This is a genomic window from Streptomyces sp. NPDC001544, assembly GCF_042894285.1.
Classification (GTDB): domain Bacteria; phylum Actinomycetota; class Actinomycetes; order Streptomycetales; family Streptomycetaceae; genus Streptomyces.
In genome coordinates this window covers 285,102-309,739 of the sequence record NZ_JBIAVN010000005.1, presented here as the reverse complement: position 1 = coordinate 309,739, position 24,638 = coordinate 285,102, and the positions used below count along the sequence as shown (strand labels likewise).

19 protein-coding genes are annotated in these 24,638 nt (G+C 73.2%); 3 read left to right on the top strand and 16 right to left on the bottom strand.

The window, feature by feature from the left end; genetic code table 11:
* Nucleotides 1-2 precede the first annotated feature (2 nt).
* Nucleotides 3-539: a hypothetical protein gene (locus ACFY0F_RS16485; RefSeq protein WP_388793736.1), complete on the bottom strand. Its 537-nt coding sequence runs from the start codon at nucleotides 537-539 to the stop codon at nucleotides 3-5.
* A gap of 324 nt (nucleotides 540-863) precedes the next feature.
* Here ACFY0F_RS16485 and ACFY0F_RS16480 point away from each other — a divergent pair, with 324 nt between their 5' ends.
* Nucleotides 864-1,295 carry a protease inhibitor gene (locus tag ACFY0F_RS16480; RefSeq protein ID WP_388793734.1) on the top strand — a complete coding sequence of 144 codons (432 nt, stop codon included), beginning with the start codon at nucleotides 864-866 and terminating at the stop codon, nucleotides 1,293-1,295.
* Nucleotides 1,296-1,518: 223 nt separating this feature from the next.
* On the opposite strand, the gene ACFY0F_RS16475 is transcribed toward ACFY0F_RS16480, so the two are convergent.
* From ACFY0F_RS16475 to ACFY0F_RS16430, 10 genes are all read right to left on the bottom strand, one after another.
* A complete protein-coding gene (locus ACFY0F_RS16475) occupies nucleotides 1,519-1,731 on the bottom strand; it encodes a CDGSH iron-sulfur domain-containing protein (RefSeq protein ID WP_388793732.1) in 213 nt (70 codons plus the stop codon).
* Nucleotides 1,712-2,386: a HemK2/MTQ2 family protein methyltransferase gene (locus tag ACFY0F_RS16470; protein WP_388793730.1), complete on the bottom strand. Its 675-nt coding sequence runs from the start codon at nucleotides 2,384-2,386 to the stop codon at nucleotides 1,712-1,714. The genes ACFY0F_RS16475 and ACFY0F_RS16470 overlap by 20 nt, the downstream gene beginning before the upstream one ends.
* On the bottom strand, nucleotides 2,387-3,400 hold the full coding sequence (locus ACFY0F_RS16465; RefSeq protein ID WP_388793728.1) for an iron-containing redox enzyme family protein: 1,014 nt from the start codon (nucleotides 3,398-3,400) through the stop codon (nucleotides 2,387-2,389).
* A 41-nt stretch (nucleotides 3,401-3,441) separates the two neighbouring features.
* Nucleotides 3,442-3,621, bottom strand: a complete 180-nt coding sequence (locus ACFY0F_RS16460; RefSeq protein WP_388793726.1) for a hypothetical protein — start codon at nucleotides 3,619-3,621, stop codon at nucleotides 3,442-3,444.
* A 60-nt stretch (nucleotides 3,622-3,681) separates the two neighbouring features.
* The gene (locus tag ACFY0F_RS16455) at nucleotides 3,682-4,689 is read right to left on the bottom strand and encodes a Ppx/GppA family phosphatase (protein ID WP_388793725.1); all 1,008 of its coding nucleotides are present in this window, start codon (nucleotides 4,687-4,689) and stop codon (nucleotides 3,682-3,684) included.
* 120 nt (nucleotides 4,690-4,809) lie between these two features.
* Nucleotides 4,810-6,312 carry an MFS transporter gene (locus tag ACFY0F_RS16450; protein WP_388793723.1) on the bottom strand — a complete coding sequence of 501 codons (1,503 nt, stop codon included), beginning with the start codon at nucleotides 6,310-6,312 and terminating at the stop codon, nucleotides 4,810-4,812.
* Between the two features lie 130 nt (nucleotides 6,313-6,442).
* Nucleotides 6,443-9,295 (bottom strand): NHLP bacteriocin export ABC transporter permease/ATPase subunit, encoded by a 2,853-nt coding sequence (locus tag ACFY0F_RS16445; RefSeq protein WP_388793721.1) that lies wholly within the window; start codon nucleotides 9,293-9,295, stop codon nucleotides 6,443-6,445.
* Between the two features lies 1 nt (nucleotide 9,296).
* Nucleotides 9,297-11,516 carry an NHLP family bacteriocin export ABC transporter peptidase/permease/ATPase subunit gene (locus ACFY0F_RS16440; RefSeq protein ID WP_388793719.1) on the bottom strand — a complete coding sequence of 740 codons (2,220 nt, stop codon included), beginning with the start codon at nucleotides 11,514-11,516 and terminating at the stop codon, nucleotides 9,297-9,299.
* Nucleotides 11,513-12,325, bottom strand: coding sequence for an HlyD family efflux transporter periplasmic adaptor subunit (locus tag ACFY0F_RS16435; protein ID WP_388793717.1), 813 nt, complete (start codon nucleotides 12,323-12,325; stop codon nucleotides 11,513-11,515). Before ACFY0F_RS16435 ends, ACFY0F_RS16440 begins: the two co-directional genes overlap by 4 nt.
* A 97-nt stretch (nucleotides 12,326-12,422) precedes the next feature.
* A complete protein-coding gene (locus tag ACFY0F_RS16430; RefSeq protein ID WP_388793715.1) occupies nucleotides 12,423-12,638 on the bottom strand; it encodes a type A2 lantipeptide in 216 nt (71 codons plus the stop codon).
* 939 nt (nucleotides 12,639-13,577) lie between these two features.
* Between ACFY0F_RS16430 and ACFY0F_RS16425 the strand changes: the two genes are divergently transcribed.
* A complete protein-coding gene (locus tag ACFY0F_RS16425; RefSeq protein WP_388794086.1) occupies nucleotides 13,578-15,047 on the top strand; it encodes a S1 family peptidase in 1,470 nt (489 codons plus the stop codon).
* 145 nt (nucleotides 15,048-15,192) lie between these two features.
* Here the strand turns inward: ACFY0F_RS16425 and ACFY0F_RS16420 are convergent, their stop codons facing one another.
* Nucleotides 15,193-17,352, bottom strand: a complete 2,160-nt coding sequence (locus tag ACFY0F_RS16420) for a SpoIIE family protein phosphatase (protein WP_388794083.1) — start codon at nucleotides 17,350-17,352, stop codon at nucleotides 15,193-15,195.
* 257 nt (nucleotides 17,353-17,609) lie between these two features.
* On the opposite strand from ACFY0F_RS16420, the gene ACFY0F_RS16415 reads away from it, so the two are divergent.
* Nucleotides 17,610-18,218, top strand: coding sequence for a LuxR C-terminal-related transcriptional regulator (locus tag ACFY0F_RS16415; RefSeq protein ID WP_388793713.1), 609 nt, complete (start codon nucleotides 17,610-17,612; stop codon nucleotides 18,216-18,218).
* Here the strand turns inward: ACFY0F_RS16415 and ACFY0F_RS16410 are convergent.
* From ACFY0F_RS16410 to lanKC, 4 genes are all read right to left on the bottom strand, one after another.
* Nucleotides 18,195-19,898, bottom strand: coding sequence for an ATP-binding cassette domain-containing protein (locus tag ACFY0F_RS16410; protein WP_388793711.1), 1,704 nt, complete (start codon nucleotides 19,896-19,898; stop codon nucleotides 18,195-18,197). The genes ACFY0F_RS16415 and ACFY0F_RS16410 overlap by 24 nt on opposite strands.
* Nucleotides 19,898-21,622: an ABC transporter transmembrane domain-containing protein gene (locus tag ACFY0F_RS16405; protein WP_388793709.1), complete on the bottom strand. Its 1,725-nt coding sequence runs from the start codon at nucleotides 21,620-21,622 to the stop codon at nucleotides 19,898-19,900. Before ACFY0F_RS16405 ends, ACFY0F_RS16410 begins: the two co-directional genes overlap by 1 nt.
* Nucleotides 21,623-21,735: 113 nt before the next feature.
* A complete protein-coding gene (locus ACFY0F_RS16400; protein ID WP_388793707.1) occupies nucleotides 21,736-21,852 on the bottom strand; it encodes a SapB/AmfS family lanthipeptide in 117 nt (38 codons plus the stop codon).
* 76 nt (nucleotides 21,853-21,928) lie between these two features.
* Nucleotides 21,929-24,541, bottom strand: coding sequence for a class III lanthionine synthetase LanKC (gene lanKC / locus ACFY0F_RS16395; protein ID WP_388793705.1), 2,613 nt, complete (start codon nucleotides 24,539-24,541; stop codon nucleotides 21,929-21,931).
* Between the last annotated feature and the right edge of the window lie 97 nt (nucleotides 24,542-24,638).

Here is a 24,638-nt window from a genome sequence, read left to right as displayed (position 1 = left end):
TCTCACTCCTCGCCGGTGTCCTCCGCGTCAGGTCCCTGCGCCCGCACCCGCCGGACGTGTTCCAGGGATTCGCGCAGTTCGGTGAGCCAGTCGTCGGTGTGCCGCTGCACCAGTCGCACACACCAGGCGAGAGCGTCGCTGCGGCTGCGTGCGACCCCGCCGGCGATCAGCGTGTCGAGGACCTGGCGCTCGGGTTGGCGCAGCCGGGTCATCACGGGTGCCGCCACATGCGTGAACAGGGCGCGCTCGCCGTCGCACTCCACGCCCCAGGAGACCTTCCTGCGGAAGCGGTGCTCGGCCTCGCGGGCCACGGAGACCCGGGCTTCCCGGGTGCGCTCACGGAACTCCTGGACGCGGCCCTGCACGGCAGCCTCCCGCTCGGCGTCCGAGGCGCCCGCGGCGACCCGGGGCCCGGGGATGCGGCCGATCACGGTGATCTCCTCGCGGTCGACGGTCACCTCGACCAGGTCCTGGAAGAGGTCGTCGGGCAAGCGGCCGGTGAACCAGCCGCGCAGCTTCTCCTGCTCTGAAGTAATCATGTAATGACGATTACTCTGCATTCACATGAACGCAAGGGGGCGCCCGGAAGTGCGCCGACGGCAGAACCGGAATGTTTCAGGCCTATTAACGAAGCGGTGAAATCCAGCCACATGGCCGCTAGGGGCGATCAAGAACCGCTCAGTTCCGGCGTTGTAACGTTCGAACTCTGTGACTTCACGCCACTGATTCAACACGCAAGGTTACCGAAACCTATGGGTCCGATGTGAGTTTCGGCGGCGGACTCGGCAGAGTGGCGCACGCCGTTTCCGGCACCCACCGGGCCGGGCCGGCGACCCGTCGAATCGAGCGGAAGGATGCACACAATGCGAACCACCGCGCGCTGGGCAGCGACCATCGGCCTCACGGCCACCGCCGTCTGCGTTCCCCTGACCGGGGCCGCCGTCGCCGCACCGGTCAGCGCCCCGTCGTCGCTCTACGCGCCCTCGGCCCTGGTGCTCACCACCGGCCACGGCCAGAGCGCGGCGACCGCGACACCCGAGCGCGCCGTCACCCTGTCCTGCGCCCCGACGGCCTCCGGCACGCACCCGGCCGCCGCCGAGGCCTGTGCCGAACTGCGCGGCGCGGGTGGCGACCTCGACGCCCTCAAGAGCAACGACGACGTGTTCTGCACCAAGCTGTACGACCCCGTCGTCGTCACGGTCGAGGGCGTCTGGCAGGGCAAGCGTGTCTCCTACGAGCACACCTTCGGCAACGCGTGTGTGAAGGACGCCTACGGCTCCCTCTACGCGTTCTGAGACCGGGATCGCCCGGTCTCCACGACCACCGGAACAGGCCCGCTGCTGGGGAGTGCGGACCAGGGTCCGGGGACCTCGCGATCTCGCACCGGGGGCCGGACGGGCGGAGTGGGGCCGCCCGCCGTCCCCCGGCATCACGGCCGCTTCCCGGACTGCCCGTCCCTGGGCAGTCCGGGAAGCGGCCGGAAAAGACTTCAGGATCCGCTGCCGGCGCGGGTGGCTCTCAGGCCCTGCGCCGGTGACTGGTGTCGCACCAGGGGTAGCGCCGGCTGCGCCGGCAGGTGCACAGGGCGACACGGAACCGGTCCGAGGACACCGTGGTGCCGTCCTCCAGTTCCACCTCCACCGGACCGTCGACGAGGATGGGGCCCCGCCGCTGCATGCGCACGCGCCGGAGCGGGGTGGGGGGCTCTGTGTCAGAGGGCTCGTTCGGCACGGATGACCACCAGCTCTTCCTTCTCGTCGGCGGCCGACAGCAGCCCGCGCTCGCGCAGCCAGACCTGCCGCGCCCGCAGGACGGGCCCGAAGGCGATCCAGCGGCGGCGGGTCACCGCGGCCTTGAGGCCGGCCGCACGCAGCAGCTCCAGGGTGCGGTCGGGGCCGCTCAGCGCGGAGTGGACGATCAGCAGGACCCCGCCGGGGCGCAGCAGCGCGGGGGCGTCCCGGCAGATCCGGTCCAGGACCAGACGGCCGTCCCGGCCCGCGTCCCAGGCCCGCGACCGGCCACGTGGCTCCGGTCGGGCGTCGGGCGCCGGCACGTACGGCGGGTTGGCCAGGATCATGTCGAAGGACCGTCCGTGCACGGGACCGAAGAGGTTACCGCGCCGGATGTGCACCGGAAGCCGGGCCAGCCACGCGTTGAGCCGGGCCGTCCACACGGCCCGCCGGGACACGTCGACCGCCGTCACCCGCGCGCCCCGCCGGGCGGCGACCAGGGCCAGGGCACCACTGCCGGTACCGACGTCGAGCACCCGTGCGCCGGGTTCCAGCGGCTCCCCGGCCAGGGCTTCGGCCAGCAGCTCGGTGTCGTCCTGCGGGGCGTACACACCCGGGAGTACCAGTGAATTCACGGAACGCGAGTACCCCGGCATTCAGGAAATATGGTTCATTTCCTCGGGGAGCGCAGTGCGCAGCGAGGACCGTCCCGCGCGCCAGGGCTCCAGCAGCCGGCGGGCGAGGCGTTCCTCCACGTAACCGGTCGCGTCGATACCGAAGGCGATGTCGGGGGCGAGCTGCGGCTCCTGCTCGAGCAGTCCGCCGATGACCTCGTGGCGCACCACCTGCTCGTGCACCGCGTCGGCCTCCACATGCTCGTCGTAGAACAACTCCGCGGCCGGCCCGGCGCCCGTGCGGCGCATCGCCTCGGCCAGCCGCCGGGAACCGGGGGAGGAGGTGATCTCCACCGCGGCGAAATGGCCCACCAGCGCGCCGCGCAGCTCCCGGTGCAGGCCGAAGAGGGACATGAGGTTCACCGTCGCCAGTACCTCTGCCGGCGCCGCGTCCAGGTAGCGGCCGTACGTGGTGTCCAGTCCGAGGTCCGTCATCAGGTCGGCGAACAGCCGCGCGTGCACCCGCTCGGGACGGCCGCCGCCGTACTCGTCGAACTCCACGGCGGCCATCGCCGCCTTGGCCCGGCCCCACAGGCGCGGCAGCACCCAGGCGTGCGGGTCGGCCTCCTTGAGGTGGTACAGCGAGCGCTGGGCCGCGTATTCGCGCAAGTGCCACAGTTCGCCCTCGTCGCGCAGGTAGTGGCTGACGCCGGAGCCGTCGACGGGCTCCACGAGGATCTCCGCGAGCGCGTCGTCGAGGCTGTCGTGGACCGGTGTGCCGGCGCGCAGCGCGGAGAGGAAGCACCGTTCCATCGCCGCCCGTGCGCGCAGCAGGCCGGGGTCCCACTCGAGGTCCGGGGCGACTCCCGCGAAGCCGCGGTAGTGCAGCTCGTAGCAGAGGTAGAGGGCGAGCTGCAGGTCGTCCCCCCACACGTCCGCCCCTGCGACCGCGTCGTCGGACGGCGCCGGGCCCGTGCCGAGCAGATACTCCTCGACGGCCGCGGAGACCGGTCCGCGGGCGGGGGGCAGCGCGGGTCCCTGGGAGAGCTGTTCCATGCCGCCCGGGTACCCGGACCGCGCCCCGCCATCCCGCCCGGTCACTCGCCCTGCGACTCCTCCTCGGCACGGGTGTTGGGGGTGATGGCCTCTCCCGCCTCACCCCGTCGTTCCTCGGCGCGGGAGGGTTCAGTGGTGCGCTTCTCGGCCCGGGAGGCCTCGTGGAGGACCTCCTCGAGGGCCGTCTTCGGATGCTCGTCCCGGTTCTTGGGCTCGGACATGGCTGTCTCCTCTCTTTGCGTAAGCCGTGAGTACGGCGGCTCTCGGTAGTGCGGCGGATCTCAGTTCGCGGCGCCCGCGACGTGCAGCGGCACCGGCTCGGGGGGCGGGGGCTCCTCCGAGCGGCGGGTGGTCTCCGCCCACCAGGCCGGGCCGTCCTCGATGCGCCGCAGCAGGACGCCCTCGCGGATCGCCCACGGGCAGAGGGTGACCGCGCCCAGGCCGGTCAGCTTCATCACGGTGTGGCCGACCACCGCCCCGGCCAGGCTCTGCGCGGCACGCGGCGCCGAGATCCCGGGCAGCTGGGCGCGCTCGGCGGCGGGCAGGGCCGCCAGCCGGTCCACCGCGTCACGCAGGTTCTCACGGTGCAGCACCCGCTCCACGAAGGGCCCGTGCCGTCCGGGCGGGGCACCGCACAGCCGGCCCAGCTGCTGGAAGGTGCGCGAGGTGGCCACCGCCGAGCGCGGGCCCTCCCAGCGGATCCGGGCGGCGACGTCCCGCAGCTGATGGCGGACCCTGCGTCTGAGGGCGCGCAGCTTCTCGGGCGAGGGCGGGTCCTCGTCGGCGAGGAACTCGCGGGTCAGCCGCCCCGCCCCGAGCGGCAGCGAGGCCACGAAGTCCGGCAGCCGGCCGCGCCCGAAGGCGACCTCCAGCGAGCCGCCGCCGATGTCCAGCACCGCCAGCGGTCCGGCCTGCCAGCCCAGCCAGCGCCGGGCGGCGAGGAAGGTGAGCTCGGCCTCGACCTCGCCGGGCAGGGTGCACAGGTCGACGCCCGTGCCCGTGCGGACGGCCCGCAGGACCTCCGTCCGGTTCGGTGCCGCGCGTACCACGGCGGTCGCGAAGGCCAGCGGCCCCGCCGCGCCCCACTTGGCGGCGGTCCTGCTCGCCCCGGCCACCGCCTCCACCAGTCGCTCCACGGCCTCGTCGGGGATACGCCCCCCGGGCTCGACCAGCTCGGACAGTCGCAGCCGCCATTTGGCGGTGTGCACCGGAAGCGGCACCCCGCCCTCCGCGTCCGCCACCACGAGCCGCACCGTGTTCGAGCCCACGTCCACCACGCTTATCCGCATGGCTGGCAAGTACCCGCCTTCGGCGTAACATGCCCATCGCCCAGGTCGCGGGGCACCGCGAGCCGCCCCGGCGGCACAGCGGGGCCGGGGCGGCTCGGGCCTGACGGAGCGAAGCGGTCGTCACATGTGGACGACCGGTGCGGCGTCCGCGTCCTGCTCCGGCACCCCGCGGCGGAAGAGCGCGAAGGCGATCAGCGCGCCCGCGGTGAAGAGACCGGCGGACCACCAGAAGGCCGTGGTGTAGCTCTCGATGGTCGCCTGCGCCTGGACCAGCTTGCTCCGGGCGTCCCGGCCGGACAGGTAGTCGGTCGCCGCGCCGGCGGCGAGGGTGTTCAGCAGCGCCGTACCGATCGAGCCGCCCACCTGCTGCATCGCGTTGACCGTCGCGGAGGCCACTCCCGCGTCCTCGGCCGCCACCCCGCCGGTGGCGAGCTGCATGGCGGGCGGCATGACCAGGCCGAGGCCGATGCCGGTCACGATCAGCTGCGGCAGCACCGCGCTCATGTAATGGGAGCCGACGCCGATGCCGGTCAGCCAGGCCATGCCGGCCGCGGCGACCGCGAAGCCCAGCGGAACGACCGCCTTGGGTCCCATCCGCGGCACCAGGACGGTCGTGCCGAGCTGCGCCGCCACCATGAGCGCGCCGACCATCGGCAGGAACGCCACGCCGGTCTTGGTGGGGCTGAAGCCCAGGTTCAGCTGGAGGTAGTAGGTCAGGAACAGGAACACGCCGAACATGCCCGCACCGGAGATCAGCACGGCGACGAACGAGGCGGCGCGGTTGCGGTCGGTCAGGATGCGCAGTGGCAGCAGGGGGTGCTCGGCCCGGATCTGCCACCAGGCGAAGGCGGCCAGGAGCACACCGCCCGCGATCAGGAAGCCCCAGGTCAGGGGCGAACCCCAGTCGTGGGTCTCGGCGTTGGAGAATCCGTAGACCAGGGAGAACAGGCCCGCAGCGACCAGGACCGTGCCCGGGACGTCGAGCTTGGAGTTCGCCGCGTCCCGGTGGTTGGCCAGCAGGATCCAGCCGCCGGCGAAGGCGAGGACCGCGATGGCCACGTTGACGTACAGCGTCCAGCGCCAGTCGAGGGCGTCGGTGAGCACGCCGCCGAGCAGCAGGCCCACCGCACCCCCCGCGCCGGCGATGGCGCCGTACACGCTGAACGCCCGCGCCCGCTCCCGCGCGTCGGTGAACGTGGTGTTGAGCAGCGACAGCGCGGCCGGTGCGAGAAGTGCGCCGAAGGCACCCTGCAGGGCGCGCGCGGTGACCAGCATCGGGAAGCCGTTCGCGGCACCGCCGAGCGCCGAGACGGCCGCGAAGCCGACGACGCCGATCAGGAACGCCGTCTTGCGGCCGAACAGGTCGGCTATGCGGCCGCCGAGCAGCAGCAGCGAGGCGAAGGCCAGTGCGTACGCGGTGACGATCCACTGGCGGTTGCCGTCGGAGAAGCCGAGGTCGGCCTGGGCCGAGGGCAGCGCGATGTTCACGATGGTGGCGTCCAGGACCACCATCAGCTGCGCCAGGGCGACGACGGCGAGGATCCACCACCGCTTCTGCGAAGCGCCGGGCGGCGCCTGGACGGTGCCCGGACGGGCCTCGTCCTCCAGGGTCTTGTGTGACATAGGGAACCACTCCGGGGAAGTCGGTCTGGGCAGCGGGCAAACAGAACGTAAACGAAACTGTTTCGTACACCGGCAGGGCGAGATTAGACCACTTTCTGCGAAACGGCAAAGTTTCGATGTGCCCCCGCCCCTACGCCAGCTGCCGCCGCACCAGTTCGTGCAGCCGGCCGCCGGTGTCGGCGAGGAGTTCGGCGGGCGGCCCCTGCTGGGCGACTTTGCCGTCCTCCATCACGATGACCCGGTCCGCGTCCAGAACCGTGGACAGACGGTGGGCGATGACGATGCGGGTGGCGTTCAGTTTGCGGGTGCTGTCGATGACCGTGCGCTGGGTGTCGTTGTCCAGCGCGCTGGTCGCCTCGTCGAAGAACAGGATGCGCGGGCGGCGGATCAGCGCCTGCGCGATCATCAGACGCTGCCGCTGACCGCCGGAGACGGCGCCGCTGCCCGAGACGATGGTGTGCAGGCCCATCGGCATCCGCTGGATGTCCTCGGCGAGTCCCGCCATCTCGGCCGCCGCCATCGCCTCCTCGGGTGTGTACGGCTCGGTGCCGCAGATGACGTCCAGGATCGAACCGGTGAACGGCTGGGCGTGCTGGAGCACCACTCCGCACTGCCGCCGCACCGCCGACCGGTCGAGGGCCGCGAGGTCCTGGCCGTCGTACAGCACGCTCCCGGACACCGGCTTGTCGAAGCCGATGAGCAGCCTCAGCAGGGTGGACTTGCCGCAGCCGCTCGGGCCGACGATCGCCACGAACTCGCCCGGCCGGACCTCGAACGACACGTCGTCCAGGACCAGCGGCCCGTCGTCGGCGTACCGGAAGGACAGCCGCCGGGCCTCCACGGCGCCGGACAGCGGGCCGGGCCGGGTGCTCGCGTCACGCACCTCCGGGGCCGCCTCCAGCACCGGCCTGATCTCCTCGAACAGCGGCAGCGCGGCCACCGCCGAGACGAAGGAGCCGGTCAGCTGGGTGACCGAGGTGAGCAGCATGGTCACCGAGGTGTTGAAGGTGAGGAAGGCCGCCGCCGACATCGTCCCCCTCGCCGGACCCGCCAGCAGCATGAACATCAGCAGGGTGCACACCGGCAGGTACACCGCGCCCAGCACCGTGGTGAGGTTCTTGATGCGCCCCACCTTCTGCTGCAGCTCCCGGCTGCGCGCGAACTCACCCGCCCAGGCCGCGTACGCGTAGTTCTCCGCCGCGGCCACCCGCAGCTTCGGCAGGCCGCGCAGGGTCTGGAACGCCTGGTTGTTCAGCTTGTTGCCGAGCACCACCAGGCGCCGCTGCCAGCGCACCTGCCACAGACCGAGCCCCAGGAACACCGCCGCGATGACCACGAGCATGCCGATCGCCGCCATCGCCATCGGCACGCTGTACCAGAACAGCAGGCCCAGGTTCATCGCACCGACGGTCACCGACTGGGCGACCACCGGGCCGACGCCCGCCAGCAGCCGCCGGATGGCGCTGATACCCATGGCCGCGCTGGCCAGTTCACCGGTCGAGCGCCGGGTGAAGAACTTCGTCGGCAGCCGCAGCAGCCGGTCCCAGACGGCCGGTTGGAGCGTGGCCTCGATGCGCCCCTCGAGCCGGAGGATGGTGAGGTTCTCCAGGAGCATGAAGGCGGCCGACACCACGCTGCTGATCATCACCGCCAGACAGACCTGGACGATCAGCTCCTGCCGGCCCTTCGGCACGTACTCGCCGAGCACCTTGCCGGTCGCGACGGGCACCAGTGAGCCGATGGCCACCGTCACCAGTCCGGCAAGCAGCAGGTTCAGCAGGTCGCCGCGGGTGCCGCGCATGCTGAACCGGAGCAGGCCGAGCGGGCCGAGGCGCCGCTCGGGCAGCGGACGGTAGAACATCACCGCGCGTGGCTCGAACTCCTCGGCGTTGGCCTTCTCGACCGGCGTCTCCCGGCCGGTCGCCGGATGCACCGCCACATAGCCGCCGCGCCGCCACAGCAGCGCCACCGGCGCCCCCGACAGTGCCCGGTGACCCACCAGCGGCCCGGCGTTCTCCCGCCACCAGCGCCCGTTCAGCCGTACGGCCCTGGTGCGCACCCGGGAGGCGAGCGCCACCCGCTCGACCGGGTCGAGGCGGTCGCCGCCGGTGCCGTTCTGCGCCGGTTCGGCGAGGGTGATCCCGGCCGCCTGGGCGACCAGTCGGCACGCGGCGTAGGTGGCGTCGGCGTCGGCGGCCGTGGTGCGTTTCGCCGGGCCCTTCCCGATGGAGGCCAGCAACGTCCGGTCGGCCTGGGCGCGGACCGCCTCACCGGCCTTGATCCCGGCCGCCGTACGGTCCTCGTGGGTGCGTTCCAGCTGCTCGATCCACCGGTCGAGGGTGGTCAGCAGCCGGTACTGCTGGTCGACCATGCTCTGCCACACGGCAGGATCCATCAGCAGGTCGGCGGCGGCCTCCGCGCCGTACAGCGACCCGTACTGGACGCTGCCCGGCGGCACCTGCATCCAGAACACGTCCTCGTCGTCCCCCACGCTCGAATCAGCTCGCGCGGGGGCGCCCCCATCCCCGGCGGCCGCTTCCCCGGCCATCGGCGCCTGGAAGAGGACCGACAGACTGCGCCCCACGCCGAGCGCGAGGGCGTACTCCAGCGGGCTCGAAGTCGGCGGCACGTACTGGGGGTTGCCGTACTCGTCGTACGACCAGGTCTGGGTGTCCGCGGGCTGGTACAGCTCACGGAGCCCGATGCGGTGCACGACGCAGTCGCGCAACGGGCGGGCCACCAGGGTGTGCTGGGGGCCGGCGACCGGCCCGAGCAGCAGCGAGCCGGCCTCCAGACGGCCGAGATGGTGCCAGTGGCCCTGCTGCCCGGCGTCCACCGCGAACAGGTCCACGGCGCCCGCAGCCACCAGCCACAGCACCTGCGGACCCTCCAGGTCCAGCCGGTTCAGGCCCGTGCAGTCGATCGGGGTGCCCAGGGCGCCGAGCGCGCCGAGTACGAGGTCGCCTTCGGGTACGGACGTCATCTCATCGCTCCCTGACCAGCGCGGCGTACGCGCCGCCCCGCGCCACCAGTTCGGCGTGCCGACCGCGTTCGACGACCGTGCCGTGCTGGAGCACGACGATCTCGTCGCTGTCGCGCACGGTGCTCAGCCGGTGGGCGATCACCACACAGGCGCAGCCCCGTCGGCGCAGGTTGTCCATCACGATCTGCTCGGTCTCCGCGTCCAGTGCACTGGTCACCTCGTCGAGGACGAGGATGCTCGGCCGCCGCACCAGCGCCCGGGCGATCTCCAGGCGCTGGCGCTGCCCGCCGGAGAAGTTCCGGCCGTCCTGCTCGACCCTGCTGTGGATGCCGCCGGGGCGGCGCATGACCACGTCGTACAGGGCCGCGTCCCTGAGGGCCTCCACCACGGCCTCGTCCGGGATCGACGGGTCCCACAGGGCCACGTTGTCGCGGACCGAGCCCTCGAAGAGGAAGACGTCCTGGTCGACGAAGGAGACGGACGCCGCGAGCGCGCCGCGCGGGATGTCCTCCAGGCGCTGCCCGTCGATGCGGATCACACCCTCCCACGGTGTGTACAGCCCCGAGATCAGCCGGGAGACGGTCGACTTGCCACTGCCCGAACCACCGACCAGCGCGACCTGCCGCCCCGGGCCCACCACCAGGTCGAAGCCGGTGAGCAGGGGCTTGTCCAGGGGGCTGTAACCGAAGCTGATGTTCTGCAGCTCCACGTGCCCGTGCAGGCGCCGCGTGGAGTCGCCGCCGGGGCGGGCGTACAGCGGGTCGGTCTGGAAGTTCTCCACGTCCTTCAGCCGTGCCACGTCGGCCGCGAAGTCCTGGATGCGGCCGGCGACGCCGTTCAGCCGGGTCAGCGGGGCGGTGAAGCGGGTGACCAGCGCCTGGAAGGCGACCAGCAGACCGACCGAGATGTGGCCCTCCACCGCCCGCATCCCGCCGATCCACAGGATGAGCGCACTGTTGAGGGTGGCGAGCGTCGGGGCGACCACGCCGAGCCAGGCGCTGGGCACGCCGAGCCGCTGCTGCTCCTCCAGCGTGGTGGCGTGCTGTCCGGCCCACTTGCGGAAGTAGCCGTCCTCGCCGCCGGTCGCCTTCATCGTCTCGATCAGCTGCAGGCCGGTGTAGGAGGTGTTGGTCAGCCGCGCGGTGTCCGCGCGCAGTTTCGCCGTACGGGTGGCGCGCAGCCGTACGACGAACCGCATCGCCACCACGTTGAGCAGCGCCACGCCGATCCCGACGAACGTCAGCTGCGGGTCGTAGGTGTACAGCAGCACCGCGTACAGCACGACCACGACCGCGTCCACGCCGGCCGCCGCGAGGTCACGGGCCAGTGTCTCGGCGACCTGGTCGTTGGACTGCAGGCGCTGCACCAGGTCGGCCGGGCTGCGCTGGGCGAAGAAGGTCACCGGCAGCCGCAGCAGATGGCGCAGGAAGCGGGCGCTGGAGAGGGTGGAGGAGACGATCCGGCCGTGCAGCAGATTGGCCTGCTGCAACCAGGTCAGCACCACCGTGAGCAGCACACAGGCGCCCATGGACGCGAAGAGCACACCCAGCAGCGAGGTCTGATGACCGATCAGGAACATATCGATGTAGGTCCGGCTCAGCGCGGGCACCGCCGCGCCGACCGCCACGAGCAGCAGGCTCGCCAGCACGGCCGCGGGCAGTGTGCCCGCGGTGCCCCGCAGTCGGGCGGGCATGGCACCGAGCACCCCGGGCCTGCGCCCGCCCTTCACGAAGTCCTCGCCCGGCTCCATCACCAGGACGACCCCGGTGAAGCTGACGTCGAACTCCTCCATGGGCACGAAGCGGCGGCCCTTGGCGGGGTCGTTGACGTACACCCCGCGGCGGCCGAAGCGGCGGCCCATGCCGTCGTAGACGACGTAGTGGTTGAACTCCCAGAACAGGATGGCCGGTGCGCCCACCTCCGCGAGGGCGGCCAGGTCCATCTGCATGCCCTTGGCGGTCAGGCCGTAACTGCGCGCCGCCTTCAGCAGGTTGCTGGCGCGCGAGCCGTCGCGGGAGACACCGCAGGCGATGCGCAGCTCCTCCAGCGGGACGTGCCGGCCGTAGTGGCCGAGGACCATGGCGAGGGAGGCGGCGCCGCACTCGACGGCCTCCATCTGGAGCACGGTGGGGGTGCGTACGGCCCGGCCCCGGCTCTTGGGAACCGTGCGCCGGGGCGGCGCGGCCCGGCGTCTGCCGCGGGTTTCCTGGGCGGTGGTCACGGGAGCAGCCAATCGACGGGACGCTGGTCGGCCAGCCGGATCGAAGCGGTGGCCGGGGTCATGGAGTCCAGCCCGTACGGCGGTGCGGAGCGACTCCACTGGTACCGGCCCTTCGCCCCGGCCGATTCATGGGGCTTGTCGAGTTCGACGAGCACGGCCACCGGCCGCCCCTTCTTGGTGAACTGCTCGCCCAGCTGGCTGTCCCCGAGGAACGCGGTGATCGACTGGGCGGACTGGGCGGTGCGGTCCACCGACTTCACATGGCCGCGCAGCACCCCGTACTCCTGTGTGGACACCGACGACACGGTGAGGTCGACAGGGGCGTGCGCGGGGATCGAGGCGGCGTTCTCGGCGGGCACGTACACGGTCGCGTACAGCGGGTCCGAGGCGTGGGCGACCTTCTCGACGGCGGCGACGTTCGCGCCGGTGCTGACGATCTGCCCGATGGTGGCGGCCAGCGCGGTGATCCGGCCGGCGGCGACCGTACGGACGACCGACTCGCCCTGGCTCGTACGCACCTTCAGCACGGGCGAGCCGGCGGGCAGCCGCTCACCCTGCTTCGCCAGCACCGCGGTGACCTGCCCGGCGACCGGGCTCTGCAGGACGTAACTGCCTTCGGCGTGCGTGAGGACGGCGGGCGCGCCGACGGTGGAGGCGACCGAGCCGGTCACAGCCCAGACGGAGGCGGCCGCCATGGCGACGACCGAGACGGACAGGGCCAGCCAGCCCTGGGGGCGGGCCAGGCGCACCGGGAGGTCCAGCTCTTCCGGCGACTGCAGCTTGGCGAGGGCCTGTTGGCGGAACTGCACGGGAGTCATCCCTCACCTGTGGGGTGGGACTGTTACGGCACCCGAAGAGTCCCGGAACCGGGGGACGGCTCCGGGACTCTTCGACAACGAGGTGCGATCAGAGACCGGCGACCAGGTTGGTGACCGGCTGGGTGTTCAGGCCGGTGACACCCTCGACCGTGCCGACGGCCGTGTCGACCAGGCCGGAGACCGGGGCGATGCCGTTCACAACGCCCGTGGCGCTGTTGAGGGCGTTCACGGACAGACCGCCGGAGACGTTGTCGAGCTCGGCGTCGGAGATCTCAACGGTCTCGACCTGGGGGGTGGAGTTCATGGGGAACTTCCCTTCACATATGGGTATTTCACAAGGGGGGAGCGGCCCCCTCTGGGGACAGATGACGGCCGCGACCGCGGGCGTCCGTTCCGGCAAGCCCCGAGCGGCCCCCCGCGGTGCGATGGATCAAAGCACGCGCGCGGCTCGCGCTTCCAATCAACAACCGCTCTCACCTGCGCACTTGCCCTCAGGGCCGGTTCATCCGTGCAGGCTTGCGCACGGCTTGTCGGCGACTCCTTCACATCCGTCACGGCATCGGTTCGGGTGGGCGCCCGCACCGCCTCGACGAAATCGGGCACTCCGCGCCAATGGCATGGCGGGGGGCGTGCGTCTGTGCAGAATCCCCGTACGCCGTGACCCGGTTGGGTAGTCGGTGTGCAGATTCCCTGAAGCCAGGATTCCGCTCGATGTTCGCGACGGACCGTGAATGAACGATCGCTGATCGTGTTCGGTTGTCGCCCGTCGGAAGAACGTCGATCGCCGGCCCGCCGTCATCGGTACGAAGGTGCCGCTCGCCGTCGGCACCGCGGGCACCGTCACGCTGTCTGCCGCCGCCGTCAGCGCCTGCCCCGACGGGCCGCCACCCTCCCGAGCCGACCGCCCTGACCAGGGCGGACACGGTAGGGCGCGGTCCTCGGTCATCCGCTGAACCGTCAGTCCGGGCTCCCGGACCAAGGGCACGAAGCCGGTGGAGGGAATCTTGTCGGCTTCGGCGGTGGTCATCGCCATATAGGGGGTGGCGCACGGGCCGCGCGGCGACCCGCGGGACTCAACCCGACGGGGCCGATTCGCCGTCGAGCAAAGGTTTTTGGCAAACGCAATTGAACGCGCCGCCCATCCCCCGCGTATCAACAGCCAACCAGGCGCCCAGGATCCACTGCCCCACAGCGGCAGACCCCCCCCGTTCCCAGGAGGTCGAGTAGTTTGAGTCACAAGCGAATGCCGAAGCGCAAGGCCGCGATAGCGGTGGGTGGCGTTGCGGCACTCGGAGCGGCGGCCTTCCTGCTGCCGAACGCCAACGCGTCCCAGGACGGCGCCTCGGGTGACACCTCCGCCGCCGCCCCCAAGGTTCTGAAGGCGTCCGACGCCTCGGATCTCGCTTCGCAGTTGCAGAAGATTCTCGGTGACGCCCTCGCCGGCTCCTACTACGACAGCAACGCCAAGCAGCTCGTCGTCAACGTGGTCAGTGGCGACAACAACGTGATCGTCCAGGCGAAGAAGGCGGGCGCGGTCGTCCGCCAGGTCAAGAACAGCACGGCCGACCTGCGGGCCGCCGCGAAGACCCTGAAGGCCAAGGCGACCGTTCCCGGCACCGCCTGGGCGGTCGACCCCAAGACCGACAAGGTCGTGGTCACCGCCGACAGCACGGTCACCGGTGCGAAGTGGGACCGGGTGCAGTCCACCGTCAAGAGCCTCGGCTCCGACATGGCGACGCTCAAGAAGTCCTCGGGCAAGTTCAAGACGTTCGTCTCCGGCGGCGACGCCATCTTCTCCCAGGTGCAGAACGGTACCGTCCGCTGCTCCCTCGGCTTCAACGTCACCGCCAAGGACGGCAGCCCCGCCTTCCTGACGGCCGGTCACTGCGGTGTCGCGGCCAAGGACTGGTCCGACTCCGAGACCGGCCAGCCCATCGCCACCGTCGACCAGGCGACGTTCCCCGGCGACGGCGACTTCTCACTCGTGAAGTACAACGACGCCAACACCCAGGCGCCGAGCGAGGTCAACACGGGCAACGGCCAGACCGTCCCGATCACCCAGGCCGTGGACGCCACGGTCGGCGAGACCGTGTTCCGGATGGGCTCCACCACCGGTCTGCACAACGGCCAGGTGACCGGCCTCGACGCCACCGTCAACTTCCAGAGCGAGACCGACCCGAACGGTGTCGACACCGTCAACGGACTGATCCAGACGAACGTCTGCGCCGAGGCCGGCGACAGCGGCGGCTCGCTGTTCACCCAGGACGGCGGCGCGGTCGGCCTCACCTCCGGCGGCAGCGGTGACTGCACCGCCGGCGGCGAGACCTTCTTCCAGCCGGTCACCGCCGCCCTCCAGGCCACCGGCGCCACCCTCGGCGACGCCGGTGCGGGTGCGGGTGCGGGCGCGGGTGACCAGGCGGGCGGCGGCCAGCAGGCCGGCGGCGACCAGGTGGGCGGCAGCGCCGACCCGTCCGCGTCGGCCGGTGACCAGGCCGGCGCCGGCGACCAGTCGGGTGCGGGCGACCAGTCGGGCGCCGGTGACCAGTCGGGCGCCGGTGACCAGTCCGGTGCCACCGCCGACCCGTCCGCGACGGCCGGCGACCAGAGCGGAGCCGGCCAGTCCGGCGCGGGCGACGCCTCCGGCACCGGTGAGCAGGCCGGCGACAACGGCCAGGCCGGCAACGGCAACCAGTCCGGCAACAGCGGCGAGTAACGGCGACGGCCCGTCCCTCACCGAGACCCACTGAGCGGCCTCACCCAGCGGTTCCGGCCGACGGTGGACGGCCCGGCCCTCCGGCGGGAGGGCCGGGCCGCGTCGCGTCGTGGCCACGGCCGGCTCGTCCCGCGGCCGCAGGAGGTCAGTCCTCCGGTAGTGCCCGCAGCAGCAGCACCGCCACGTCGTCGACCGGCTCCCGGGCCGCCGCGGCGTGCCGGAGCAGTTGGTCCGCCAGCCGGTTCAGGGGCGGTTCCCCGGCCCCGGCCAGCAACTCGCCCAGGTCCGCGAGGGAGTCCTCGATGTCCACCCCCGGCGACTCCACCAGGCCGTCGGTGTAGAGGACGAGGACCGAGCCGGGGGCCAGCGAGACCTGCGTCGTCGGATACGTCGCCGACGCGTCGATCCCCAGCAGCGGACCGCCGGCCAGATCCAGCACGCGCACCCGCCCGTCCGGGCGCCTCAGCAGCGGAGGCGGATGCCCCGCGCGGGACATGACGGCCCGTCCGTGCGCCGGATCGAGGCGGAGGTACAGACAGCTCGCGAACAGGTCGGCGCCGAGGTCGATGAGCAGCCGGTTGGTGCTGCGCATGACCTCCTGCGGCGGCTGTCCCACCGTCGTGTAGGCACGCACCCCGGTCCGGATCTGCCCCATCAGCCCGGCCGCGGTCACGTTGTGCCCCTGGACGTCCCCGATCACCGCCGCCGGCAGTGGACGCGCGGGCACGAGGTCGTAGAAATCGCCGCCGATCTCCATGCCGTGGGTGGCGGGCACGTAGCAGGCGGCGGCCTCCAGGCCCGGCAGCGTGGCCAGCGAGTGCGGCAGAAGAGCCTCCTGCAGGCCGTGCGCCAGCCGGTGCTTGGTGTCGTACAGCTGTGCCCGCTCCAGCGCCTGCGCGATCAGGCCGCCCAGGCTCGTCAGGACGGCCCGCTCCTCCGCCGGAAAGACATGGGGTTCGGCATAGGCCAGCACACAGGTGCCCACCGGCCGCCCCGACGCGATCAGCGGCAGATACGCCCAGGCCGCGAAGCCGTCCGGGTCCTGGCGCAGGTTCGGGTACACCCGCAGCAGCTGCTCCGGCGAGTCGAAGAACCCGGGCACCCCGCTGCTCAGGGCCTGCGTGCCCGGGGTCCGCTCGCTCAGCGGCAGCCCGTCGAACCGCCCGACGACCCGCGGGTCCGGATACCCGCGGTGTCCCAGCACGTGCAGCCGGCCGCCCCGTGAGCCGAGGATCACCAGGGCCGTGCTGCCCACGGCGGGGGCGATCTCGTCCGCGACCAGCTGGACGACGTCCTGCACGCCCGCCGCCTCGGTCAGCGCGCCGGCCAGGCTCAGCACCGTGGAGATGGTCACCAGCCGGGACGGGCCCGCGTCGTCGGGCCGCGGCATGTCCTGCGCCAGCTCCGCCACCGACCGGGCCCGGCCGATACGCACGCTCAGCCCGCTGGTGCTCGGGTACAGCCGGAAGGACAGCCAGGTGCCGGGCGGGCGCAGCGCCACGAACGAGGTGGTGTGCTGGCTGATCAGCGCGGCCCGGTAGCGGTCCTCGTACACCGGGTCGTTCAGCCAGGGCACCGAGGTCCACGGCTGGACGCCGAGCAGGTCGCCGACCGCCCTGCCGAGCAGCTCGCCGGCCGCCTCGTTGGCGAAGACGATCCTGCCGCGCAGGTCGAGCGAGAGCAGCCCGTACGGCAACCGCTCCACCATGCGGGCGGCCTCCACCGTGCCCAGGGTGCCGGCCGCTCCCGGCAGCGGCGGGGCAGCCAGCAGATCGGGCTCGTGGTGCGGCGACGGGCGGTTGTACTGCGCGGCCCGCTCCAGGCGCTTCGCCAGCCGGTCGCAGGCCGCCGTCAGATGCTCCCGCTCCCAGTCGGACAGCAGCGGCGGGTGGGAGCCCGGCCAGGTCACGAAGACCGCGCCGTACGCGGCGTTGCCGGTGGCCACGGGCAGGGCGGCCAGGGCGAAGGGGTACGGCAGCACCACCGCGATACGCGGATAGCGGCGCGCCATGTCCTCCTCGCCGCCCACCCACACCAGCCGCCGCTCACGCACCGCCTGGGCGACCGGGATCGGCGCGCTCAGGCCCACCCGCTCCCAGGGCGCGGCGAACGCCCGGGGCAGTCCCGCCATCACCGCCATCTGGAGCACCGACCGGTCCGGGGCCAGCAGGTACACCGCCCCCGAGTGCGCGTGCACCTCGTCCATCATCGAGGCCAGCGCCACCGACAGCACGGGCGGTCCGGCCTGCTGCCTGGCGGGGGCGGGCGTCGGCCCGGACGTCTGCCCGTCGGACACGCCGACCACCTCCTCGCACGGCCGCGCGTCGCACCCCCGGGTCAAGACTCCCTCCTCGCGAGGCCCGGCGCACGGCGAGTGGCCCTCTGTACCCCCTCCGCGTCGTCCCATGCCCCCACAGTCGATGCGCGGGGGCGGGTACGGGCGCCGTGAGTGCGCCCCCGCGCACCCCGATGGCCGGTTCTCCGCGCCCACGAACTGTCACCGCCGCAAAGAATGGGGCACGCGCTCAACACCTGGATGTCCGGCGAGCCGAAGGGGCGGTAGTGATCCGAGTACTTCTGGTCCACGACGTGTGTCTGGTGCGGTCCGTGTTGGCGGAGTGGCTGAGCCGCGAACCCGACATACGGGTGGATGGCACGCCGTGGCGGGGCGTGTCCGCGCTGATGCGGTCACTGCGGCCGGACGTGTGCGCGGCGGACCTGGAAACAGCGGGCGGCTACCGCATTCCGCCGCTGGGCGAGCTGTGCCCGCCGGGTGCCGCCGCCAAGCTCCCACGGCTCCTCGTGCTCGCCGGGGCGAACCGTCCCGGGCTGCTGAGACAGGCGGTCGAGGCAGGGGCGCTCGGCTACGTGGACAAGGAGGGATCCCCCGGGAACCTCATACGCGCGATCCGGCACGTCGCCGAGGGGAAACGTTTCGTCGACGACTCGCTCGGCTTCGGTTTCCTCAAGGCCGCCCAGATGCCGCTGACGCGCCGTGAGCTGAGCGTGCTGTCCCTGGCGGCCGGCGGAGCGTCCATCGCCGAGATCGCCGGAAGCCTGCACCTGTCGCACGGAACGGTGCGCAACTACATGGCGGCGATCACCCGCAAGACCGGGGCCCGCAACCGGATCGACGCGATCCGCATCTCACAGGGGGAGGGCTGGCTGTGACGGTCCGGTGGCCGGGGCCGGGGTCCAGCCGCCGACGAGGTCGCGGTACAGCGGGGAGGTGCCGAGCAGCTCGTCGTGGGTGCCGTACGCGGTGCGGCTGCCGTCCAGCACCAGGATCCGGTCCGCGCGGCGTGCCGAGCTGATGCGGTGGGCGACCACCACCAGGGTGCCGCCCGGACGCTCGGCGAAGGCCCGCTCGGCGCGTGCCTCCGCCTCCGCGTCGAGGTGGCAGGTCGCCTCGTCCAGCAGCGCCAGCGGTGCCCGGGAGAGATAGGCCCGGGTCAGTGCGATCAGCTGCCGCTCGCCCGCGGACAGCGCCGCCGGCTCGACCTGCGCGTGCGGCCCGCCCAGCGCTTCGAGGACGCAGGTGAGCCCGACGGCCTCGGCGGCGGCCAGCAGCTCCCGCTCCGGCACCGGGTCCGCGCGCAGGCCGCCCAGGTTCTCGGCGAGGGTGCCGGTGTGGACGTACGCCTCCTGCGGGATCAGCACCCGCAGCGCGGCCGCCTCCTGGCTCGGTACGGGGTGCCCGTACACCCGGATCGTCCCGGCGCCGGGCTCCAGCAGGCCCGCGGTCAGCGCGGTGAGCGTCGACTTCCCGATCCCGCTCGGTCCCACCACGGCGAGACGACCGCCGTCCGGCACGCGGAGGTCCAGCCCGTCGAGGACGGGTTCGCTCGCGGGACCGTAGGCGAACGTGACGGAGGTGAGGGTGAGGGCGTCGGCCGCCGAGGCGGTGCCCGGGTGCGGTGGGGACGAGGGCGCTTTCGGCGGTGTCTCCTCCGGCCCGGTCAGACGCCGCAGGACCACCGTCAGACGGGAGCCGCTGGTGCCGAGGCCGTGCACGAGGTTCTGGAGGGCGGGCAGCAGGGACTGGGTGACGTAGGCCAGGGCACCGACCAGAGCGCCCGGAGTGACGCCGTGGGCGAGGAGCCAGGGGGCGGCGGCGAGCAGGAGGACGATCGGCAGCTGTCCGCCGAGGGCGAGGCAGACCACCCGTACGACACCGAAGCGGGCCAGGGAACGGGCGGCCAGCAGCTCGGCATCGGTACGGCGGCGCAGGTCGGCGCCGACCTGCGCCTCGGCCCCCGCCGCCGTCACGTCGCGCAAGCCCGGGCACACCGCGCCCCACTGCCCGGCGAGGGCCTCGTCGGCGACCAGGAAATCCTGCTGGCGCCGGGCCAGCGGCCGCAGCGTCGCTGCGAACAGGCCGACCCCGGCGAGCAGCGGCGGTGCGACGACCAGCAGCAGCCGCGGCGACAGCGAGAACAGGCCGACGAGAGCACCCACCGCGGTGAAGAGGAACGAACGCGCGACCATCACCAGGCCCGCGAGGGCGTCCCGTGCGATCTCCACCTGCTGGGTCAGCCCGGACAGCGCCCCGCCGTCCGCCTCCCGCACCCCGCGTGCCACCACCCGCCGCACGAGCCGGTCCCGCACCGGCTCGACCAGCGCGGCGACGGCTCCGTAGACCCGGCCGGTCCCGTACGCACCGGCGACGGCACCCAGCCCCGCCACCCCGAGCCACAGCAGTCCGGCTCCGGCCCGGCCGGCCAGGAACCCCTGGTCCAAGGCCCGTGCGAGCCCGTACCCGACGAGGAACGTCTGCCCCGCCTCCAGCAGCGACCAACCGCCCAGCCGTGCCAGCACCCGCCACGGCGGCGGTCCCAGCGCCCGTGACATCACCGCGGCACCTCCTCCCCGCTGCCGAACACCGCCCGGTACGCCGGGTCCCGCCACAGCCGGGCGTGCGGTCCGACCGCCCGCAACCGCCCCCCGTCCAGCCACGCCACCGCGTCCGCGCGGGCCGCCGTCGCCGCGCGGTGGGCGACGAGCAGACGGGTGCGGCGGCCGCCGTCGCCCAGCAGGGCCTCGGTGACCTGGTGCCCGGTGACCGTGTCGAGGCTGGAGAGGGCGTCGTCGAGGATCAGCAGTCGCCCGCCGCGGGAGAAGGCGCGGGCGAGGCCGAGGCGCTGGGACTCGCCGCCCGAACGGGGGGCGTCCGCGCAGGGGGTGGCGTAGCCCTGCGGCAGCCGGCGTACGAACGCGTCGGCGCGGGCCCGGCGGGCGGCGGCGCGGACCCGGTCGGGGCCGGGGGACACCAGCCCCAGCGCGATGGTGTCCTCGATGGTCGTGCCGAGCAGGGCGGGGCGTTCGAACGCGTAGGCGACCGCGGCCCGCAGGTCCTCGGGGGCCAGCTCGGTGAGCCGTACGCCGTCGAGCAGCACCTCGCCGGCGTCCGGGTCGGCCAGGCGCCCGGCCAGGGCCGCGAGCAGGGACTTGCCCGCGCCGGAACGGCCGACCACCGCGAGGGTCGTACCACCGGGGACGTCCAGGTCGACGCCGTCGAGCACGGTGCGTCCGCCGCGCCGGACGGTGACGCCGCGCAGCTCAAGGCGCCCGGGGCCCGGTGGCAGCCGGCGCGTGCCGGGCACGGGCGCGGGTTCGGCGAGCACCTCGCCCAGCCGGTGCGCCGAGGCCCGGGCCCGCGACAGCGCGGCGACCCGGCCGACCAGCACGCCCACCCCGCCGGCGAGGACGGCGTACCGGGAGGCGGCGAGCACCTCGCCCACGGACAGCCGGTGCCGGGTGAGCAGGAAACCGGCCACGGCGACGACGCCCAGCTGCAGCAGCGGTGCCACGGCCACCGCCTGCGCCGCGGCCCGTCCCTGCACCCGCCACATCCGGTGTCCCGCGCGGGACAGCTCCGGCAGCGGCCGCAGGACGCGCGCCGTCTCCCGGTCCTCGGTGCCGGCCGCGCGGATGGTGCGGGAGCCGCCGACCGCCTCCGCCAGGGCCGCCGCGATCGAGCCCTGCACCCGCTGGTAGTCCGCCAGGCACTGGGAGGTGTCGCGGGCGAAGGCGCGCAGCAGCAGCGCGAGCAGCGGCGCCCCGGCGAGCAGGACGGCCGCCGTCCGCCAGTCGATGAGGCCGAGCGCCACCACGCCCCCCACGGGCCCGGCGAGCGCGGCCAGCAGCGCGGCGAGGGCGCCGGGCGCCGTCCCGGCCTGAGCCGCCCCGCCGACCAGCCGGGCGACGAGGTCGCCGGAGGCGAAGCGGTCCGTGGCCCGCGGGCCGAGCGCCAGCACATGCCCGGCCAGCCGCCGCCGCAGCCACGCCGTGGCCCGCGCGTCGACCGTGCCGGACAGCACGCTCTCGCACCCGTCGAGGACGGCGAGCAGCACGACCAGGCCCACGCAGCACCACACCCAGCGGGCCGCCGGGCGGTGCGCCAGCAGCAGGTCGAGGGTCCGGCCCAGTACGGCCGGCAGCAGCAGCCCGACGCCGGTGGCCGCGCTGCTCACCGCGCACAACGCGGCGCCGCGCACCCCGTCGTGCCGGACCGCCCCGCGCAGCAGCGCACGGGCCTCGGCGGCCGCCGGGTCGTCGTCAACGCGGGTCGTCATCGGTCTGCGGCCTCACAGCGAGGGAGAAGATCGAGGGGGAAGCGTCATGGGTGAGGCCCCGGGCGGCCCCTCCCGCAGGAGAGAGCCACCCGGAGCCGCGGACCCGGTGCTCGTCAGAGACAGAGCAGGACGCTCGTCGCCGAGACGCAGGAGAGCAGGCTCGCCGTGCTGGCGCCGCCGCCGCCCGTGTGCTCGTCGGACTCCATGGTCTGCAGGTCGAGGAGTGCCATCGTGATGTCCTTTCGGTCGTTGTGCGTCGGTTCCCTTGAACCCCTTGATGGGGACGGGGGTTGTGTCACGACTCCGTCAGTCGCGGAGCCGCGTGGTGGGGGCCGCCGGTGGCGGCGGCAGGAACGGCAGGTGCGCGGTGTGCTCGCCGTCGAGCGCCGCCGCGAGCGCGAGCAGGCACCCGGCCGTTCCGGTGGCGAGGTCCATGGACAGCCGCATCATCTGGTGTCCGGGGAAGGCCAGTTGGCCCTGATAGGCCATGGCGAACCAGCCGAGCCCGGTGATCTGGTCGGCCAGCCGCGACGGTGTCGCGCCCGGCGTGGTGGTGCGGCCGAGATGCAGGATCATTCCGGCGCGGCCCTGGAACAGGCCGGGCTGCGCGTAGAAGCGGGAGGTGGCGGCGGTGAGGATGCTGGCCCGGGCCTCCTCGAACTCCCCGGTGTCGCCGGTGGCGTGCGCCAGGAAGTCGTCGAGGACCAGCCCGATGCCCGCGCTGCCGTCACCGAGGTAGGGCAGGGTCCGCCAGCCCTCGTCCACCTCCAGCCCGCCGGTCTTGACCTGCAGCACGCAGCGCGCCAGGTCGCGGCGCAGCGCCTCGGCGGCGGCCGCCAGCAGCCGGGGCTCGCCGGTCGCCTCGTACCGGCGCAGCAGGAACAGCGCCGGGCCGGTGGCACCCCGCAGCAGTCCGGCCCGTGGCCTGGCGCCGTCCGGGACCGGTTCGGCGAGGCGGTCGACGAGGAGGTCCGCGGCCTCGGCGGCGCGCTCGGCGAGTTCCCGCTCGCCGGTCGTGCGCGCCAGGCCGTCCAGGACCAGGCCGAGGCCGGCCAGTCCGCCGTGCAGGTCGGAGGAGAGGTGCTGCCATCTCTCCCGGAGGATCCCGTCGACCAGGTCCAGGGCGCGCTGCCGGTGCCCGAGCCGGTCGAGGACGTGGGCGACGCCCGCCAGGCCGTCGTACAGGCCGAGCGGTGTGCCGGCCGGCGGTGGCGCGGTGCGGGCCAGCAGCCAGCGCTCGCCCTCCTCGTAGCGGCCCGCGCCGGCCTCGGCCAGCGCGTACAGCACGCCGGCCGCGCCGTGTGCGAGGCCGAGTCCGCCGCCGTCGTTGAACTGCGCGATGTCACCGGGGAACAGCCGGTCCTCGCGCTCCGGGGTGGCCGAGGCGAGGATCGCCTTGACCATCGAGTCCCGGCTGTAGGGCCAGTCGCCCGGCACCACCGGCCGGGTCGGTTCCACCGCGCGGGCCGGGCCGGCCGGATCACGGCTGATCTCCGCGACCGCCTCGTCCAGGAAGGCCCGCGGCACGTCCGGGAACTGCTCGGCGACGACCCGGGCCAGATGCGCGGCCTTGCCGCGGTCGACCACGAACAGCGTGGTCACCGGCAGGAACAGGGCCAGCCGTAAGCAGGCCAGCGCGTAGCGGTCGACGTCCTTGCCCCGGCGGTCGGGCGGTGCGAAGAAGCCGGGGTGGGCGACGATCTGGCGGCCCATCTCCTCGACCGGGGCCGCGGCCTCGAAGTCGATGAGGAACACCGACTCCTCGTCGGGCGCCACCATGATGTTGAAGACGTGCAGGTCGTTGAAGACCAGCCCGCGCTCGTGCACCGCCTCGACGGCCTCCTCGACCGCCCGGTGGATGCGCAACGCCCACGCCGTGTAGTGGGCGACCGCCTGCGGATCGGGGTCGGTGGTCAGCAGCGGGTGCCGTTCGGCGAAGAAGGAGTTGAGCGGACGCCCCTCCAGGAAGTCCATCACCAGGAAACGGTGGTCTCCCAGGGTGAACCAGTCCCGGACCTCGGGGGTGACACCGGTCCCCGCGACCCGTTCCAGGGCGGCCTTCTCCCGCTCCAGCCGCGCCACCGCGTCAGCGCCGTCGGCGGCGAGACCCGCGTGCGGCCTGCCCTCCTTGAGCACCACCCGGCGCCCGTCCCGGGTGTCCGTGCCCGCGTACACCCCGCCGCCGTTGGAGAAATGCAGCGCCTTCTCGATCCGGTACGGCAGTTCACCGACCGTCGTGGTGTTGCGGGCCGCCAGATGCGGCTCCAGGAAGGACGGCAGCGTCACCCACCCGGGCACCTGGAAGGACGGTGCCCGGTTGTCCGGCACCAGTTGGCCCTCGGCGTCGCGCACCGCCGGGACCAGCGAGCCCCGCTCGTCGACGACGAAGGCCCGCGCGAAGGCGCCGTAGCGGACGTAGAGCGGACCGTCGTGCCAGCGCAGATCGGTCAGGATGTACGGTCCCTCGAAGCCGTCGAGCAGTTCTCCCAGCTCGCGCAGCACCCGGTGGAGCTGCTCCTCGCCGTCCGGGTACACGGTGACGAACTTGCCGCTGGTGTCGCGGCCCGCGTACTTGGCGTTGCGAAGGTGCAGCAGGTGCGGGGCCGGCACGAACTTGAACGGGATGCGGCGCGGCACGCAGTAGTCCCACACGATCGCCGCGATCCGCTCCGCGTCGTCCCGGGTCGCCGAGGCGTGGATCTTCCAGCCCTGCGCCGGTGACGGCAGCGGTGTGCCGTCCGCGTCGAGCGGCGTCAGCATCAGCCAGTCACCGGTGCGCCCGGCGTGCCAGCCCTCCGGCACCTCGCGCCGCGCCGTGTCGTACAGCGGCGCCGCGTCCGGACCGGCCGCGGACAGCCGGTCGGGCGTGTCGTAGAAGTGCCGGTCGGCGAGCGCGTACACCTCGTACCGCTTGTCCATGCCCTGCCCTGCCTTCCCCTCCTTGGCCCACAACGACCTTCCCAGGGCCCGGGGGGACGCGGACAGTCACGGCTGTCACGACATCGCCGTGCGGAAC

What these genes read in the sequence shown, in the direction of transcription:
- ACFY0F_RS16485 (WP_388793736.1), bottom strand. Translation starts at nt 539, where the DNA reads ATGATTACTTCAGAGCAGGAGAAGCTGCGCGGCTGGTTCACCGGCCGC.
- ACFY0F_RS16480 (WP_388793734.1), top strand. Translation starts at nt 864, where the DNA reads ATGCGAACCACCGCGCGCTGGGCAGCGACCATCGGCCTCACGGCCACC.
- ACFY0F_RS16470 (WP_388793730.1), bottom strand. Translation starts at nt 2,386, where the DNA reads ATGCCGGGGTACTCGCGTTCCGTGAATTCACTGGTACTCCCGGGTGTG.
- ACFY0F_RS16465 (WP_388793728.1), bottom strand. Translation starts at nt 3,400, where the DNA reads ATGGAACAGCTCTCCCAGGGACCCGCGCTGCCCCCCGCCCGCGGACCG.
- ACFY0F_RS16460 (WP_388793726.1), bottom strand. Translation starts at nt 3,621, where the DNA reads ATGTCCGAGCCCAAGAACCGGGACGAGCATCCGAAGACGGCCCTCGAG.
- ACFY0F_RS16455 (WP_388793725.1), bottom strand. Translation starts at nt 4,689, where the DNA reads ATGCGGATAAGCGTGGTGGACGTGGGCTCGAACACGGTGCGGCTCGTG.
- ACFY0F_RS16450 (WP_388793723.1), bottom strand. Translation starts at nt 6,312, where the DNA reads ATGTCACACAAGACCCTGGAGGACGAGGCCCGTCCGGGCACCGTCCAG.
- ACFY0F_RS16445 (WP_388793721.1), bottom strand. Translation starts at nt 9,295, where the DNA reads ATGACGTCCGTACCCGAAGGCGACCTCGTACTCGGCGCGCTCGGCGCC.
- ACFY0F_RS16430 (WP_388793715.1), bottom strand. Translation starts at nt 12,638, where the DNA reads ATGAACTCCACCCCCCAGGTCGAGACCGTTGAGATCTCCGACGCCGAG.
- ACFY0F_RS16425 (WP_388794086.1), top strand. Translation starts at nt 13,578, where the DNA reads ATGCCGAAGCGCAAGGCCGCGATAGCGGTGGGTGGCGTTGCGGCACTC.
- ACFY0F_RS16410 (WP_388793711.1), bottom strand. Translation starts at nt 19,898, where the DNA reads ATGTCACGGGCGCTGGGACCGCCGCCGTGGCGGGTGCTGGCACGGCTG.
- ACFY0F_RS16405 (WP_388793709.1), bottom strand. Translation starts at nt 21,622, where the DNA reads ATGACGACCCGCGTTGACGACGACCCGGCGGCCGCCGAGGCCCGTGCG.
- ACFY0F_RS16400 (WP_388793707.1), bottom strand. Translation starts at nt 21,852, where the DNA reads ATGGCACTCCTCGACCTGCAGACCATGGAGTCCGACGAGCACACGGGC.
- lanKC (WP_388793705.1), bottom strand. Translation starts at nt 24,541, where the DNA reads ATGGACAAGCGGTACGAGGTGTACGCGCTCGCCGACCGGCACTTCTAC.